The following is a 15,495-nucleotide window of genomic DNA, read 5'->3' as shown; positions in this document are numbered from 1 at the left end:
CCCGTGCATTACCCGCGCTGGCTCAGAACCGCATTCTCATAAGCCCGTACGTTGTCCAGCCACTGACTGCCCGCCGGCGTGTCGTGACGCTGACAGTACATCTCCCAGATGGCCTGCCATGGCAGCGATTTTTGCTCTTCGAGCAGCGCCAGGCGGGCGGTGTAATCGCCGTCGTTCTCCAGCTGACGAAGCTGAGCGGTCGGTTCCAGCAGGGCGCGCAGCAGCGCTTTTTTCATATTGCGGGTACCAATCACCCAGGCTGCGATGCGGTTGATGGAGGCATCGAAGAAGTCGAGGCCGATGTGCACGCGGTCAAACAGGTTATGGCGAATGATTTCACTGGCGATGGCCTGGGTTTCATCATCCAGCAGCACCACGTGGTCGCTGTCCCAACGTACCGGGCGGCTGACGTGCAGCAGCAGGCGCGGGATGTAGAGCATGGCGGCAGAGATTTTGTCGGAGATCACTTCCGTCGGGTGGAAATGGCCGGCATCGAGACACAGCGCCGTCTGGCGGCTGGTGGCGTAGCCCATATAGAACTCGTTGGAGCCGACGGTGTAGCTTTCGGCGCCGATGCCGAACAGCTTGCTCTCCACGGCGTCAATATGGTGCGCCGGGTCGAGCTTCTCGCTGATCACTTCATCAAGGGCATTCAGCAACCGCTGGCGCGGCGCGAAGCGGTCAACGGTAATATCTTTCATGCCGTCCGGCACCCAGATATTCATCACCGATGGGGTACCCAGCTGTTCGCCAAAATAAGCGGATACGCGACGGCTGGCTTTGCAGTGGTCGATCCAGAACTGGCGGATCTCATCGTTGGCGTGCGACAGGGTAAAGCCGTCGGCGCTCAGCGGATGCGAGAAGCAGGAGGGGTTGAAATCCAGCCCCAGTTTGTTGGCTTTCGCCCACGTAACCCAGTTTTTAAAGTGCTCCGGCTTAATCTCATTGCGCGCTACCGGCGCGTCGGATTCCAGGTAAATAGCGTGCAGGTTGAGACGCTTTGGTCCCGGGATCAGGCTCAGCGCCTGCTCAAGGTCGGCGCGTAGCTCTTCAGCATTGCGCGCTTTGCCCGGGTAGTTGCCGGTCGCCTGGATGCCGCCGGTCAGGCTTCCCGCCGGGTTTTCGAAACCGGCGACGTCGTCACCCTGCCAGCAGTGCATGGAGACGGGCAGACGGTCCAGCTGGCGCAGGGCCTCCTCGACATCCACGCCGACGGCGGCGTAGCGCTGCTTAGCAATTTCCCAGGCTTGTTCAAGTTGAGTGGTCATGCGCAAAGCTCCTTGGTCTGTTGTGGCTGAAACTGCGCCACGAAACGGGCAATTTCACTATCAGGATTGGGGGTAAAAGCGGTGAGCGCCGCGTTGTCGCGCACCACTTGACGAAACTCATCGACATTGGCCAGCTCGTCGAGGGTCATTAACTGGATGCCGATATTGCCGAGGGTGGAGGCTTCTATCGGGCCGGCCACGACGGCGATCCCGCAGGCGTCAGCGCACAGCTGGTTAAGCAGCGCGTTCTGGCAGCCGCCGCCGACGATATGCAGCTGGCTGAAGGGCTGGCCGCGCAGCGCCGCCAGCTCGTTAAGCACCCGGGCGTAGAGCAGCGCCAGGCTGTCGAAAATGCAGCGCGCCAGCTCGGCATCGCTTTCAGGAACGGGCTGCCCGGCATCGCGACAGGCGGCCTGGATCTCGGCGCTCATACTGGCCGGGTTGATAAAGCGGTCATCGTTGCAGTCAATCATGAAGCGGCACGCCGGTAGCGCGGCGGTGCGGGCGATCAGCCCCTGCAGGTCGCTGACGTTTTGCTCTTTCAGCACCCGCTGCAGCAGCCACAGGCCCATGATATTTTTCAGCACCCGATAGCGGCCTTCCGCTCCGCCTTCGTTGGTGATATTGGCCTGCAGCGCCGCGTCGCAGTTGTATGGGGTCAGGCTTTCAAACCCCATCAGCGACCAGGTGCCGGAGGAGAGATAGGCGGCATCACGGTCGGCCAGCGGAGAGGCGATCACCGCGCTGGCGGTGTCGTGGCTGGCGACAGCGACCACCGGAATACGGTTGCCCTGCGGGCAGATCCAGTGACCAATCACATTGCCGGGGTGGGTCGGCGTTCCGAACCACGCCAACGGCGCGCCGGTCCAGTTCAGCAGCGTCTCATCCCAGCTATCGCTATTGATGTTAACCAGCTGGGTGGTGGTGGCGTTGGTATATTCCCAGTTCAGATTGCCGGTCAGGCGGAAGCTGAAATAGTCGGGGATCAGCAGGGCATGCGCGGCCTGACTGACCAGCTCCGGCTGCTGCTCCACCAGGGCGCGCAGCTGGTAAAGGGTGTTAAACGGCAGAAACTGAATACCACTGCGGCGATAGATCTCCGCCCGGCCCAGCTGTTCTTCAGCGTGACGTAGCAGGCCCTGGGTGCGGTCGTCGCGATAGGAGATCGGCAGTCCGACGCGCTGGCCCTGCTTATCCAGCAGGACATAATCCACCCCCCAGGTATCGATGCCGATACTGTCGATCAGGATGCCCTGCTCACACACTTTCTCCAGCCCGCGACGGATCTCGCCTTCCAGGCTATCCACATCCCAGCAGTCGAAGCCATCCACCTTCTGCAGGCTGTTGGTGAAGCGATGAATTTCCCGCAGGGTCAGGGCGCGTGGCCCGGACTGATAGCTGGCGAGCATCACCCGCCCGCTGGAGGCGCCTAAATCGACGGCGACACAATGACGAATACTCATGGAAAGACCCTTCTTAAAATCATTGTCCGCAGTCTAAAAAAGGCCGCTTACTGACACCTTCTCGCTACGGACAGTCAAAACTGGCCGCTGGCAAGAAAGCAAAGGTGACCGTGAGGGAAATCACAATTTGCGGTTTTAGGGGGTGGCGAGGGGGATGTGATGGCGTCCGCAGTTCCGTATCTTTCCGGCTGATTCTTGAAAAAGCGGCAGGATTTACGAATTTCATGGTCAAAAATTGAAGGCCGGATAGCCAACCCTTCATTACTATCAGCCGGTGACTGATAATTTTTCTCATTACGAGGGTGGCATCATGACCATATTGCACAGTACGGATTTCTTTAAGGCCGGGATCTCGACGGTGGCTATTGAACCCCGCCTCCCTCAGTCGGCCTTTCCGGAACATCACCATGATTTCCATGAAATTGTCATCGTGGAGCAGGGCACGGGTATTCACGTCTTCAATGGTCAGCCCTATACCATTGGCGGCGGTTCGGTCTGTTTTATCCGCGATCACGACCGGCATCTGTACGAGCATACGGATAACCTGTGTCTGACCAACGTGCTCTATCGCGCGCCGGATGCGTTTCGTTTTCTCGCCGGGGTCAGCCAACTGCTGCCCCAGGAGCAGGAGGGGAACTACCCATCGCACTGGCGGGTGAACCAGACGGTCCTGCAGCAGGTTCGGCATATCGTGGCGCAGATGGAGGCCATGGGGAGCGAAACGGATACTCATGCCGTCGCCAGTCGTGAGATCCTGTTTATGCAGCTGCTGGTGCTGTTGCGTAAAAGCAGTCTTGCGGAAGAGGCTACCAACAATGATGCGCGGCTGAATCAGCTGCTGGCCTGGCTGGAAGATCATTTTGCCCAGGAGATCTGCTGGGAGGAGGTGGCGGCGCAGTTTTCGCTGTCGCTGCGTACCCTGCACCGCCAGCTGAAGCAGCAGACCGGCCTGACGCCGCAGCGCTATCTTAATCGGGTGCGCCTGATGAAGGCCCGGCATCTGCTGCGCCACAGCGATGAAAGCGTGACTGATATCGCTTTTCGCTGCGGCTTCGGCGACAGTAACCACTTTTCGACGCTTTTTCGCCGCGAATTTGACTGGTCGCCGCGCGATATCCGCCAGGGCCGCGACGCCATTCTTCAGTAACGCGAGAAGAGTCAACGTATTGCGGGCTAAAAACGCGAATAATGCGCCCTTATCCGCGTTTGGAGTGTGAGCCGTGGCCGGTCTGATTCTACGTAAAGAGGAGTTTTTCCCTTCCGCCACGCAGGCAGTGGCGGTGGCTGACCGCTACCCGCAAAATGTTTTTGCCGAGCATACCCACGAGTTCTGCGAGCTGGTGCTGGTGTGGCGCGGCAACGGGCTGCACGTCCTTAACGATCGCCCCTGGCGCATTACCCGCGGCGATCTGTTCTATATTCGCGCCGAAGATAAACACTCCTATGCTTCGGTTAATGATTTAGTCCTGCAGAACATCATCTATTGCCCGGAGCGGCTGCAGCTCAATTTTGACTGGGCGGGGACGATCCCTGGCCTCTTTGGCACGCCGTGGAAGCCCCACTGGCGCATGGGCAGCACAGGTATGGCGCAGGCGCGCCAGGTGATTAGCCAGCTTGAGCATGAGTGCGCCCGGCGCGACGCGCAGGGAAATGCGATGGCCGAACTGCTTTTTGCCCAGCTGGCGCTGACGTTGCAGCGCCATCGCTACGCGACGGATGATCCCGCGGCGACGCAGCGCGAAGCGCTGCTGGACAAACTGCTGGCCGCGCTGGCGGCCAGCCTCAGCCGCCCCTTTGTTCTGGAGCGTTTCTGCGAGCAGGAGGGCGGCAGCGAGCGGGCGCTTCGCCAGCAGTTTCGCCAGCAAACCGGGATGACCATCAATCACTATTTACGCCAGCTGCGGATCTGCCATGCGCAGTATCTGCTGCAGCATACCGAGCGCTTAATCGGCGATATCGCCATGCAGTGCGGCTTTGAGGACAGTAACTACTTTTCGGTGGTTTTTAGCCGGGAAATCGGCATGTCGCCGGGGCAGTGGCGGCAGCGCAGTCGCGCCGCCGCCTGAAGACCGTCGTTGTCTGGCTGATGACCCGGTGGTTAACTGGCCATTCCCAGGCCGACGATATTGGCGGCGATGATGATCACCACGCAGCCGAGGCTCAGGACGCTCACCGGACGACGACCGGCGTTGTTCCACTCCTTCAGCACCAGACCCACCAGACCGCCGCACAGCACGTAGAAACTCATGTGCAGCATCCAGCTCATATAGTCATACTGCGTCGGAATGCTGGCGTGGCCCCAGGCATAGAAGAAGAACTGGAGATACCACATCAGGCCGCCGAGGGCGGAGAGCAGAAGGTTGCTGATGATGAGCGGTTTGGCCAGCGAGAAATCGGCTTTGACTGACAGGTTCTTCACTTTCGCCAGACGAATAAAGCAGAAGCCGAGGTTGACCAGCGCCCCGCCGCCCATAATGACTACGTAGCTTGGCAGCGCCGCGTACAGCGGGTCGACGCCGAGCGCTGCGGCGGCGTCATGCATCGGTTTGGCGGCGTTCATCGCGAACGACATCCCTGCCGAGAAGATGCCGCACATCACCGCCAGCAGAAGCCCTTTCTTCAGATTGAACTCTTCGGCTTTGATGCCCATTTTGCGCTCTTTCAGCTGGCCCGCGCGGGTGACGATGCCGACGCCAAGTACCGCCACCAGCACGCCGAGCAGCGTCATTTGACCGCCCTGGGTGTGCATCAGCACCGAAAACTGACCGTTAATAATCGGCGTCATCAGCGTGCCGACAATCAGCGTGATGCCAATGGCGATGCCAATCCCCATCGACATGCCAAGATAGCGCATGGTCAGGCCATAGTTGATATTACCAATGCCCCACATAGCGCCGAACAGGAAGACCGGCAGCAGCGTGGAGGCGTTAAAGGAGCGGTAGTAGGCCCAGAAGTCGGGTAACAGCGTGGCGCTGATGGCCCAGGGCAGGATCAGCCAGGAGACGATCCCTCCAACCGACCACATGGTTTCCCACGACCAGTGTTTTACTTTTTTGAACGGGGCATAGAAACAGGCGGCACTGGCGGCCCCTATCAAATGCCAAAAAATACCCATCGTAATCGCGTGGTTCATTGATTTTATCCTCATCTTTTTTTATCGGAGACGGCGGCTTCCGATGTGATGAGTGTAAAAATTAGCCGCTTTGGCCGCCTTCAAGCCGTTGCCACAGGATGGCGAACCCTGGCAACCATGGGCTTAATTAGTTGTTCTACATCACAAAATGACGGGTATTTCTTCTGGTTATATCCATATGAAAAATACGGCATTGATAAGCATTTTCAATACCATTTAATTAACTATAATGGACAAACTGCTTACGCGGCGTTAACACTTGAGCCGCTCGACAATAATGGAGATGATTATGAGCTATACCCTGCCATCCCTGCCGTACGCTTACGATGCTCTGGAACCGCACTTCGACAAGCAGACGATGGAGATCCATCACACTAAACACCATCAGACCTACGTGAACAATGCCAACGCCGCGCTGGAAAGCCTGCCGGAGTTCGCTAACCTGTCCGCTGAAGAGCTGATCACCAAGCTGGATCAGCTGCCGGCTGACAAAAAGACCGTACTGCGTAACAACGCGGGCGGCCACGCTAACCACAGCCTGTTCTGGAAAGGCCTGAAAACCGGCACCACCCTGCAGGGCGACCTGAAAGCGGCTATCGAGCGCGATTTCGGCTCTGTAGACAATTTCAAAGCGGAATTCGAAAAAGCCGCTGCGACCCGTTTCGGCTCTGGCTGGGCGTGGCTGGTCCTGAAAGGTGACAAACTGGCCGTTGTCTCCACCGCCAACCAGGATTCCCCGCTGATGGGCGAAGCCATTTCCGGCGCTTCCGGCTTCCCGATCCTGGGTCTGGACGTGTGGGAACACGCTTATTACCTGAAATTCCAGAACCGTCGTCCGGACTACATCAAAGCCTTCTGGGACGTAGTGAACTGGGACGAAGCTGCAGCGCGTTTTGCCGCTAAAAAATAAGGTTGCATTGCGCTAAGAGAGAAGCGAGTCTGATGACTCGCTTTTTTTATATCTGTAGCAAGGAGAGCAGCCATGCATTATCCGGTGAATGTCTTTGTCGGCAAAATCAGGGACTACGCGGGCAGTCGCCCCAGCGCGATCGGCAAAATCCAGGTCGATGGCGAATTGCAGCTCGGCGATCTCGGCCTCGATGGGGATGAGCAGGCGGAGAAGAAAATACACGGCGGGCCGGACCGCGCGCTGTGCCACTATCCGCGCGAACACTATGCCGACTGGATGCGTGAATTCCCCCAGCAGGCCGAGCGCTTCTGCGCGCCGGCGTTCGGCGAAAACCTCTCCACCACCGGGCTTACCGAGCAAAATGTTTATATCGGCGATATCTTTCGCTGGGGCGAGGCGCTGATCCAGGTCACCCAGCCGCGATCGCCGTGCTTCAAGCTCAACTTTCATTTTGCGATCGGTGATATGGCGCAGCTGGTGCAAAACAGCGGGAAGACCGGCTGGTTGTATCGGGTGATTGCCGGGGGGCAAGTCTCCAGCGATGCGCCCCTCGAACTGGTTTCCCGGCTGAGCGATGTCAGTGTCCATGAGGCCGGGGCGATTGCCTGGCAGATGCCGTTTGATGATGATCAGTATCATCGTTTATTGTCGGCTGCGGGCCTGTCGGTGAGCTGGAGCCGAACGCTGCAGAAGCGGCGTTTAAGCGGTAAGATCGAGGATAGTTCGCGGAGATTGTGGGGGAAATAATTCCCCCATATTGAGTATTTTCGGGGATGTTCCCGGCTTAGCGCAGCGCAAGCCGGGACAGAGTCAGGTGCGCTTATACAGCGGCAGCCAAAGGGTTAAGCGTAAACCACCCAGCGGGCTGTCGTCGGCCTTCACCCAACCGCGGTGTTGCTGAATAGCGGTTTCGACAATCGCCAGCCCCAGACCGGTGCCGCCGGACTCGCGGTCGCGCGCCTCGTCGGTCCGGTAGAATGGCCGGAAAATCTGTTCGCGATCCTCCGGGCTGACGCCCGGGCCGTCGTCGTCGACGTTAACCGTAATCCCGTCTTTATCCACCGAGAAGCTGACGGAAATCTTCGTGTGCGAGTAGCGCAGGGCGTTGCGGACGATATTCTCCAGCGCGCTTTCCAGCGCATTAGGGTTACCGTACAGCGGCCAGGGGCCCGGCGGATATTCAACGGTGAAAGATTTACCCATCTGCTCGGCTTCAAACGCCGCGTTGTCCAGCACTTCGCCCCACAGCTGATTGGCTTTCACCGTCTCGCTGACCAGGGCATTTTTGGCCTGATTGCGCGACATCACCAGCAGGTCGTTGATCATGCTGTCCAGCCGGTGCGCCTCGGTTTCGATGCGCTCCAGCTCCTTGCTCTCACCGCTGCGGCGACGCAGCAGGGCGGTGCCCAACTGCAGGCGCGTAAGTGGTGTGCGCAGCTCATGCGAGATATCCGACAGCAGCCGCTGCTGGCTGGTCATCATCCGCTCCAGCGCGGTCACCATCTGGTTAAAGCTGGCGCCAGCGGCTAAGAACTCCTGCGGCCCGGCTTCCAGCTCCGGATGCTGGCGCAGGTTGCCCTGGGCGACTTCGTCGGCGGCGTTTTTCAGCTTACGCGCCGGTTTCGCCAGGCTCCACGCCAGCCACAGCAGCAGCGGGGCGCTGACCAGCATCGTGACGATAAGCAGCAGCAATGGTCGATCAAACAGCAGGTTGATAAAGTCGGATTGTGAGGTGCTGGCGGGACGAATCAGATAGAGCTGATAGTTATCCTCACCGTCCCTGACGGAAAACGGGCCCACCATTTCCAGGCGGCCATAGCGTTTTTTCTGCGGATGATCGGCATTATCGGCCTGGCCGATAAAGTTACGAATGATCTGCATCTCGTTGCGTTCTGCGCCGATCACGCGGCCTTCGCTGGTCACCAGCAGCAGGCGTTGTCCCGGCGGCGCCCATTTATCGATGGCGCGAAACAGACGGCGCCACCACATCAGGTCGTTTGGCGGATCGTTGGCCAGCTCGGCCTCGACGTGCTGCTCGATCATGATGCCCTGACGCTGCTCGCTTTCCAGCAGCTCGGTCATCTGCCGGGAATCCAGTTTGGGCAACATCAGCACCAGCATCAACACCAGCGCCAGCGTGAGCCAGAAGATGGCGAAGATGCGTGCAGTCAAACTTCCAATCATGAAGCGGAAACCATCAGATACCCGCGGCCACGCAGCGTTTTAAACCACGGATGGCCATCTTTGCGCTCCGGCAGCTTACGCCGCAGGTTGGAAATATGCATATCGATGGCGCGGTCGAACGGCGTCAGGCGCTTGCCTAACACTTCCTGGCTTAAATGTTCACGCGACACCACCTGGCCGAGATGTTGCGCTAACAGATAGAGCAGGGTGAATTCGGTACCGGTGAGCTCCAGCGTCTGGCCATCGAAATTGGCTTCCTGACGGCCCGGATTGAGGCTTAAGGCATCCACTTCCAGCGTTGGCGATCCGGCTTCGGTCGTCTGCTGCTGCTCGCTCCAGTGGGAACGGCGCAGAATCGCGCGTATACGGGCCACCAGTTCACGATCGTTGAACGGCTTAGGCAAATAGTCATCCGCGCCCAGCTCAAGGCCGAGAACGCGATCCAGCTCGCTTCCGCGCGCTGTTAGCATGATAACCGGGGTCTGGTGTGTCTGACGCAGCTCTTTCAGCGTATCAATACCGTTTTTCTTCGGCATCATTACGTCGAGCAGCAATAAATCAACGCTGTCGTCCAGAAGGGCCAGCGCCTGTTCCCCATCATGGGCCACCAGCACGTTAAAACCTTCCATATCGAGCAGCTCTTTTAACAGGGAGGTGAGCTCCCGGTCATCATCAACTAACAGGATTTTATTCATCTTTTAAATACCTCCGAGGCAGAAATTACGTCATCAAGGCCCGCTAATCCATGACTTTACGTTGTTTTACACCCCCTGACGCATGTTTGCAGCCTGAATCGTAGACTGTCTCTCGTTGAATCGCGACACAAACGTTTTGGGAGTATGTGATGCGCAATGTTATCGCTGCCGTCATGGCCTCAACGCTGGCGCTAAGTGCATATAGCCAGGCCGCTGAAGTCGTTACCAGCGTTAACTGGCTCCCCGGAGACGAAGGGGGACAGCGCGGTAGCCAGAGCCATATGTTTGACGGCATAAGTTTAACCGAGCAGCAACGTCAGCAGTTACGGGATCTTATGCAACGGGCACGCCACGACAGGCTCCCCGTTAATGTTAGCGAAATGGAGACAATGCATCGCCTTGTCACCGCAGAAAATTTTGATGAAAACGCTGTGCGCGCTCAGGCAGAAAAGATGGCGCAGGAACAGGTTGCTCGCCAGGTCGAGATGGCTAAGGTCCGCAACCAGATGTATCACCTGCTTACGCCAGAGCAGCAAGCGGTTTTAAATGCTAAGCACCAGCAACGTATGGATCAGTTGCGTGAGGTTGCAAGGATGCAGAAAGGCTCAGCAATGATGCTTTCGAGTAGTAGCAACACCCTGCAACCCCAGTAACAAACCCTGTTTTCCTTGCCATAGACACCATCCCTGTCTTCCCCCACATGATGTGGGGGTTTTTTTTGCCCTTTTTTCGGCAAATCAACTTCTTCGCGTATCCCGTGAGCGTCACAAGTTCAGGTTATACTAAGCGCATTGCAGGAGAAGGAGCCTATATGAATCAATCTTATGGCCGGTTGGTCAGCCGCGCCGCTATCGCCGCGACGGCCATGGCCTCCGCGTTACTTTTGATCAAAATTTTTGCGTGGTGGTATACCGGTTCAGTCAGTATTCTGGCTGCGCTGGTGGATTCGCTGGTGGATATTGCCGCCTCGCTGACCAACCTGCTGGTGGTTCGCTATTCGCTGCAACCTGCTGATGAAGAGCATACCTTTGGCCACGGCAAAGCGGAATCGCTGGCGGCGCTGGCGCAAAGCATGTTTATCTCCGGCTCGGCGTTGTTTCTGTTTCTCACCGGCATCCAGCACCTGGTGCGTCCGGAGCCGCTGCAGGCCGCTGGCGTCGGGGTCGTCGTCACGTTGATCGCCCTGTTCAGCACGCTGGCGCTGGTGACCTTCCAGCGCTGGGTGGTGCGAAAAACCCAGAGCCAGGCGGTGCGGGCGGATATGCTTCATTATCAGTCTGATGTTATGATGAACGGCGCTATTCTGGTGGCGCTGGGCCTTTCCTGGTACGGCTGGCATCGCGCCGATGCGTTGTTTGCCTTAGGAATTGGCATCTATATTTTATATAGCGCGCTGCGGATGGGCTATGAGGCGGTTCAGTCACTACTCGACCGCGCCTTGCCTGACGAGGAGCGTCAGGACATTATCACCATCGTGACCGCATGGCCCGGCATCCGCGGGGCGCACGATCTACGAACGCGGCAGTCAGGGCCGACCCGCTTTATTCAGATTCATTTGGAAATGGAAGATAACCTCCCGCTGGTGCAAGCCCACGTGATTGCAGACCAGGTGGAGCAGGCGATTCTGCGCCGTTTCCCGGGTTCCGATGTCATTATCCATCAGGATCCCAGTTCTGTGGTGCCAGCGGCGCAGCAGGGCTTTTTTGAGCGTTAGGTTATAGTCTGTAAACTCGATGTAAAAATGTGGGGCAGATCGGCATTTTTTGTATAAATTACCGCCGTTTGGTCTGACCTGAATCAATTCAGCTTGAGGCGTTTGATATACTATTGTCATTAGCGTCGTGCACTCCTGGTGAGGGAGCGCTTCAGGCAACAGAATTATTTTTTGCTTCCTAAGTTCAGAGGTAGTCATGATTAAGAAAATCGGTGTGTTGACAAGTGGCGGTGATGCGCCGGGCATGAACGCAGCAATTCGTGGCGTGGTGCGCGCGGCATTAACGGAAGGTCTGGAAGTTTTTGGAATCTATGACGGTTACCTCGGATTGTATGAAGACCGTATGGTTCAGCTCGACCGTTACAGCGTTTCCGACATGATCAACCGCGGCGGCACCTTCCTGGGCTCCGCTCGCTTCCCGGAATTCCGCGAAGAACACATTCGCGCTGTGGCTATCGAAAACATGAAGAAGCGCGGCCTGGATGCGCTGGTGGTTATCGGTGGTGACGGGTCCTATATGGGCGCAATGCGCCTGACCGAGATGGGCTTCCCGTGCATCGGCCTGCCTGGCACCATCGACAACGATATCAAAGGCACTGACTACACCATCGGCTTTTTCACCGCCCTGAGCACCGTGGTGGAAGCGATTGACCGCCTGCGCGACACCTCTTCTTCACACCAGCGTATCTCCGTGGTGGAAGTGATGGGCCGTTACTGCGGCGACCTGACCCTGGCGGCGGCGATTGCCGGCGGCTGTGAGTTCATCATGGTGCCGGAAGTGGAATACACCCGTGACGATCTGGTGGCCGAAATCAAAGCCGGTATCGCGAAAGGTAAGAAACACGCTATCGTGGCGATCACCGAGCACATGTGCGACGTTGACGAGCTGGCAAGCTACATCGAGAAAGAAACCGGGCGTGAAACTCGCGCCACCGTCCTCGGCCACATTCAACGCGGCGGTTCCCCGGTTCCTTACGACCGCATCCTGGCTTCCCGCATGGGCGCCTATGCAATTGAGCTGCTGCTGCAAGGCCATGGCGGCCGTTGCGTCGGCATCCAGAACGAGAAGCTGGTGCACCACGACATCATCGATGCCATCGAGAACATGAAGCGTCCGTTCAAGAACGACTGGCTGGATTGCGCGAAGAAACTGTACTAAGTTGCGCGTCGGATAAACAAAAGGCCTTCTCATGGAGAAGGCCTTTTTTATGGCGGAGGGTTTATTCGATATCCAGCGGGTCTTCCGACAGGATCATCCCGGTGTTATCGGCATACAGATGGTCGCCGGAGAAGAAGGTCACCCCGCCGAAATTGACGCGCACGTCGCTTTCGCCGATGCCTTCGCCAGCCGCGCCGACCGGAATAGCCGCCAGCGCCTGGATGCCGATGTCCAGCTCCTCAAGGTCGTCAACCTGGCGCACCGCGCCATAGACCACTAACCCTTCCCATTCATTCTGTACGGCCAGACGCGCCAGGTCGGCGTCAATTAACGCGCGTCGTACTGAGCCGCCGCCGTCGATCAGGAGAATATGACCACGGCCGTTCTGCTCGAGCAGATCATAGAGCAACCCGTTATCCTCGAAACATTTTACCGTAATGATTTGTCCACCAAACGACGACCGTCCTCCAAAGTTAGAGAACAGCGGTTCCACGACGTTGACATCTTCCTGGTAGATGTCACAAAGCTCGGAAGTATCGTATTTCATAGGCTTAACGTTCAGTTGCTGCGAGAGTTTTTAGTATATCCCGCGAATCCCATTGTTGGCAAAATCATCAATTGTTAATTGATATTTGTCAGTTAAGCCATCAGCTTACTGGCAATAATTCCGATGACAAACAGCAGGTTGGTCAGTAAGGCCCCTTTAACCGTCTTTTCGAGCATTGGCCGCATCGCCAGCGGATCGGATTCGCGCAGGACGTAGCGCGCCTGTTTCACCAGCAGCGGGGTGGCGAGAATAAACAGCCAGCCCCAGGCTGAATGCAGCGCCAGCAGGTTAAATAGCGCCAGACACAGCAGGGCGCCGAGCAGCAGGCAGGCATGATAGCGGCGGGCATTGACCGGGCCCAGGCGCACGGCGAGGGTGTTCTTCCCGTTCTGCCGGTCGCTGTCGATATCGCGCAGATTATTGATGTTCAGCACGGCGGTCGCCAGCAGACCGCAGGCTGTCGCCGGCAGAAAAATGGCCGCTTCCACATTATGGGCTTGCAGATACCAGCTGCCGAGGACGCTCAGCCAACCGAAGAAAACGAGTACTGAGATATCACCCAGACCAATATATCCATAGGGGCGGGTGCCCACCGTGTAGGTGATGGCGGCCACGATAGACAGGCCTCCCAGGGCGAGGAAGCCGATGAAGTCGCCGACGCTCTGCCAGGCGGCGCACAGCAGCGCCAGACCAAACAGACAGATCAGCGCGACGGTGACGATGAGAGCGCGCTTCATCTGCTGGGGGGTAATCACCCCTTTCTGCATGCCGCGCAGCGGCCCGATGCGATCGGGTTTATCGCTCCCTTTGACTGCGTCGCCATAGTCATTCGCCAGGTTAGAAAGAATTTGCAGCAAGCCAGCGGTGATCAGCGCCAGCAGAGCAACCCAGGGATCAAAATGGCCCTGCTGCCAGGCAAGGGTGGTGCCAACAATAATCGCGGCAAACGCCAGCGGTAACGTTTTAGGACGCAGGCTTTCCAGCCATGCCCGAGAACGGCTGATATCAGTCATAGTTATTTTAGCCAATAAAAATGGGGGCTATAGCCCCCATCAACAGTGATGAAAATGCATTGCACCGGATTATAGGATAAAACGGCTCAGATCTTCATCTGCCACCAGAACATCCAGGTGTTTACTCACATATTCGGCATCGATAATGACGGTCTGGCCGTTCATCTCGCTGGCATCATAGGAAATATCTTCCACCAGACGCTCCAGCACGGTATGCAGGCGACGCGCACCGATGTTCTCGGTGGTTTCGTTTACCTGCCACGCGGCCTGGGCGATACGCTTGATACCGTCTTCGGTGAATTCGATATTCACCCCTTCGGTCGCCATCAGCGCTTTGTACTGCACGGTGATGGAGGCATTCGGCTCGGTCAGGATGCGCTCGAAGTCATGGGTGGTCAGCGCTTTCAGCTCAACGCGGATCGGCAGACGCCCCTGCAGCTCAGGGATCAGATCGGACGGACTGGCCACCTGGAACGCGCCGGAGGCGATAAACAGAATGTGGTCGGTCTTAACCATCCCGTGCTTGGTGGAGACGGTGCAGCCTTCAACCAGCGGCAGCAGGTCGCGCTGTACGCCTTCGCGAGACACGTCCGGGCCGGAGGAGTTGCCGCCGCGCTTACAGATTTTGTCGATTTCGTCGATAAAGACGATACCGTGCTGTTCTACAGCGTCGATGGCTTCCTGCTTCAGCTCTTCCGGGTTGACCAGCTTGGCCGCTTCTTCTTCAATCAGCAGCTTCATCGCGTCTTTGATTTTCAGCTTACGCGGTTTCTGCTTCTGACCGCCGAGGTTCTGGAACATGGACTGCAGCTGGCTGGTCATCTCTTCCATGCCCGGAGGGGACATGATTTCAACGCCCATCGGCGCCGCAGCGAGATCGATTTCAATCTCTTTATCGTCCAGCTGGCCTTCACGCAGTTTCTTGCGGAACGCCTGGCGCGCAGCAGAGGGTTCCTGCGGCTGTTCAGCCTGGCCCCAGTTGTTTTTCGCCGGTGGGATCAGCACGTCAAGCACGCGCTCTTCCGCCAGCTCTTCCGCGCGGTAACGGTTTTTATCGATGGACTGCATGCGAACCATTTTGATCGCCGCATCGGTCAGATCGCGGATGATCGAGTCCACTTCTTTACCAACATAGCCCACTTCGGTGAACTTGGTCGCTTCAACTTTAATAAACGGCGCGTTGGCCAGTTTCGCCAGACGACGGGCAATCTCGGTTTTACCGACGCCGGTTGGGCCGATCATCAGAATGTTTTTCGGCGTGACTTCATGACGCAGCTCTTCGTTAAGCTGCATCCGGCGCCAGCGGTTACGCAGGGCGATAGCAACAGAACGCTTGGCGGCGTCCTGGCCGATAATGTGTTTGTCCAGTTCGCTGACAATTTCGCGTGGGGTCATTTCAGACATGGGAG

At 57.6% G+C, this 15,495-nt stretch carries 15 protein-coding genes; 7 read left to right on the top strand and 8 right to left on the bottom strand.

The annotated features are described in order from the left end of the window. Positions 1 to 8 precede the first annotated feature (8 nt). Positions 9 to 1,268, bottom strand: coding sequence for an L-rhamnose isomerase (gene rhaA, locus SP68_RS25265; RefSeq protein WP_012543272.1), 1,260 nt, complete (start codon positions 1,266 to 1,268; stop codon positions 9 to 11). Continuing rightward, the gene (gene rhaB, locus SP68_RS25260; RefSeq protein ID WP_032756526.1) at positions 1,265 to 2,731 is read right to left on the bottom strand and encodes a rhamnulokinase; all 1,467 of its coding nucleotides are present in this window, start codon (positions 2,729 to 2,731) and stop codon (positions 1,265 to 1,267) included. The genes rhaA and rhaB overlap by 4 nt, the downstream gene beginning before the upstream one ends. Before the next feature lie 310 nt (positions 2,732 to 3,041). Here rhaB and rhaS point away from each other — a divergent pair, with 310 nt between their 5' ends. Both rhaS and rhaR read left to right on the top strand, forming a co-directional pair. Continuing rightward, entirely contained in the window at positions 3,042 to 3,878 is an 837-nt protein-coding gene (gene rhaS / locus SP68_RS25255) for an HTH-type transcriptional activator RhaS (RefSeq protein WP_008807880.1), read from the top strand. 73 nt (positions 3,879 to 3,951) lie between these two features. Continuing rightward, positions 3,952 to 4,797 carry an HTH-type transcriptional activator RhaR gene (rhaR, locus tag SP68_RS25250; RefSeq protein WP_008807878.1) on the top strand — a complete coding sequence of 282 codons (846 nt, stop codon included), beginning with the start codon at positions 3,952 to 3,954 and terminating at the stop codon, positions 4,795 to 4,797. A 32-nt stretch (positions 4,798 to 4,829) separates the two neighbouring features. Here the strand turns inward: rhaR and rhaT are convergent, their stop codons facing one another. Further along, entirely contained in the window at positions 4,830 to 5,864 is a 1,035-nt protein-coding gene (rhaT, locus tag SP68_RS25245; RefSeq protein ID WP_040970680.1) for an L-rhamnose/proton symporter RhaT, read from the bottom strand. A 289-nt stretch (positions 5,865 to 6,153) separates the two neighbouring features. Here rhaT and sodA point away from each other — a divergent pair, with 289 nt between their 5' ends. Further along, positions 6,154 to 6,774 (top strand): superoxide dismutase [Mn], encoded by a 621-nt coding sequence (sodA, locus tag SP68_RS25240; RefSeq protein ID WP_004203668.1) that lies wholly within the window; start codon positions 6,154 to 6,156, stop codon positions 6,772 to 6,774. 72 nt (positions 6,775 to 6,846) lie between these two features. Then, entirely contained in the window at positions 6,847 to 7,521 is a 675-nt protein-coding gene (yiiM, locus tag SP68_RS25235) for a 6-hydroxyaminopurine reductase (protein WP_008807875.1), read from the top strand. 63 nt (positions 7,522 to 7,584) lie between these two features. On the opposite strand, the gene cpxA is transcribed toward yiiM, so the two are convergent. Both cpxA and cpxR read right to left on the bottom strand, forming a co-directional pair. Next, positions 7,585 to 8,958, bottom strand: coding sequence for an envelope stress sensor histidine kinase CpxA (gene cpxA / locus SP68_RS25230; RefSeq protein WP_008807874.1), 1,374 nt, complete (start codon positions 8,956 to 8,958; stop codon positions 7,585 to 7,587). Beyond that, on the bottom strand, positions 8,955 to 9,653 hold the full coding sequence (gene cpxR / locus SP68_RS25225; protein WP_002882901.1) for an envelope stress response regulator transcription factor CpxR: 699 nt from the start codon (positions 9,651 to 9,653) through the stop codon (positions 8,955 to 8,957). Before cpxR ends, cpxA begins: the two co-directional genes overlap by 4 nt. Before the next feature lie 149 nt (positions 9,654 to 9,802). Between cpxR and cpxP the strand changes: the two genes are divergently transcribed. From cpxP to pfkA, 3 genes are all read left to right on the top strand, one after another. Then, positions 9,803 to 10,306 carry a cell-envelope stress modulator CpxP gene (gene cpxP / locus SP68_RS25220; protein WP_004178004.1) on the top strand — a complete coding sequence of 168 codons (504 nt, stop codon included), beginning with the start codon at positions 9,803 to 9,805 and terminating at the stop codon, positions 10,304 to 10,306. 158 nt (positions 10,307 to 10,464) lie between these two features. Beyond that, positions 10,465 to 11,367 carry a CDF family cation-efflux transporter FieF gene (fieF, locus tag SP68_RS25215; protein ID WP_008807873.1) on the top strand — a complete coding sequence of 301 codons (903 nt, stop codon included), beginning with the start codon at positions 10,465 to 10,467 and terminating at the stop codon, positions 11,365 to 11,367. Between the two features lie 196 nt (positions 11,368 to 11,563). Further along, a complete protein-coding gene (gene pfkA, locus SP68_RS25210; RefSeq protein WP_002882911.1) occupies positions 11,564 to 12,526 on the top strand; it encodes a 6-phosphofructokinase in 963 nt (320 codons plus the stop codon). Between the two features lie 61 nt (positions 12,527 to 12,587). Here pfkA and rraA read toward each other — a convergent pair whose 3' ends face one another. The 3 genes from rraA to hslU all read right to left on the bottom strand — a co-directional run bounded on the left by rraA (position 12,588) and on the right by hslU (position 15,490). Next, entirely contained in the window at positions 12,588 to 13,073 is a 486-nt protein-coding gene (gene rraA, locus SP68_RS25205) for a ribonuclease E activity regulator RraA (protein ID WP_002882913.1), read from the bottom strand. A gap of 92 nt (positions 13,074 to 13,165) precedes the next feature. Further along, a complete protein-coding gene (gene menA, locus SP68_RS25200; protein WP_012543268.1) occupies positions 13,166 to 14,086 on the bottom strand; it encodes a 1,4-dihydroxy-2-naphthoate polyprenyltransferase in 921 nt (306 codons plus the stop codon). Between the two features lie 69 nt (positions 14,087 to 14,155). Beyond that, entirely contained in the window at positions 14,156 to 15,490 is a 1,335-nt protein-coding gene (gene hslU / locus SP68_RS25195; RefSeq protein WP_008807871.1) for an HslU--HslV peptidase ATPase subunit, read from the bottom strand. Positions 15,491 to 15,495: the final 5 nt, after the last annotated feature.

Origin of the sequence: Klebsiella variicola, from assembly GCF_000828055.2 — a bacterium.
In the GTDB taxonomy this organism is placed as follows: Bacteria; Pseudomonadota; Gammaproteobacteria; order Enterobacterales; family Enterobacteriaceae; genus Klebsiella; species Klebsiella variicola.
This window is presented reverse-complemented; position numbering and strand designations above follow the sequence as displayed.

What these genes read in the sequence shown, in the direction of transcription:
- rhaB (WP_032756526.1), bottom strand. Translation starts at nt 2,731, where the DNA reads ATGAGTATTCGTCATTGTGTCGCCGTCGATTTAGGCGCCTCCAGCGGG.
- rhaS (WP_008807880.1), top strand. Translation starts at nt 3,042, where the DNA reads ATGACCATATTGCACAGTACGGATTTCTTTAAGGCCGGGATCTCGACG.
- pfkA (WP_002882911.1), top strand. Translation starts at nt 11,564, where the DNA reads ATGATTAAGAAAATCGGTGTGTTGACAAGTGGCGGTGATGCGCCGGGC.
- menA (WP_012543268.1), bottom strand. Translation starts at nt 14,086, where the DNA reads ATGACTGATATCAGCCGTTCTCGGGCATGGCTGGAAAGCCTGCGTCCT.
- cpxR (WP_002882901.1), bottom strand. Translation starts at nt 9,653, where the DNA reads ATGAATAAAATCCTGTTAGTTGATGATGACCGGGAGCTCACCTCCCTG.
- rhaA (WP_012543272.1), bottom strand. Translation starts at nt 1,268, where the DNA reads ATGACCACTCAACTTGAACAAGCCTGGGAAATTGCTAAGCAGCGCTAC.
- hslU (WP_008807871.1), bottom strand. Translation starts at nt 15,490, where the DNA reads ATGTCTGAAATGACCCCACGCGAAATTGTCAGCGAACTGGACAAACAC.
- cpxP (WP_004178004.1), top strand. Translation starts at nt 9,803, where the DNA reads ATGCGCAATGTTATCGCTGCCGTCATGGCCTCAACGCTGGCGCTAAGT.
- rraA (WP_002882913.1), bottom strand. Translation starts at nt 13,073, where the DNA reads ATGAAATACGATACTTCCGAGCTTTGTGACATCTACCAGGAAGATGTC.
- fieF (WP_008807873.1), top strand. Translation starts at nt 10,465, where the DNA reads ATGAATCAATCTTATGGCCGGTTGGTCAGCCGCGCCGCTATCGCCGCG.
- cpxA (WP_008807874.1), bottom strand. Translation starts at nt 8,958, where the DNA reads ATGATTGGAAGTTTGACTGCACGCATCTTCGCCATCTTCTGGCTCACG.
- rhaT (WP_040970680.1), bottom strand. Translation starts at nt 5,864, where the DNA reads ATGAACCACGCGATTACGATGGGTATTTTTTGGCATTTGATAGGGGCC.
- yiiM (WP_008807875.1), top strand. Translation starts at nt 6,847, where the DNA reads ATGCATTATCCGGTGAATGTCTTTGTCGGCAAAATCAGGGACTACGCG.
- sodA (WP_004203668.1), top strand. Translation starts at nt 6,154, where the DNA reads ATGAGCTATACCCTGCCATCCCTGCCGTACGCTTACGATGCTCTGGAA.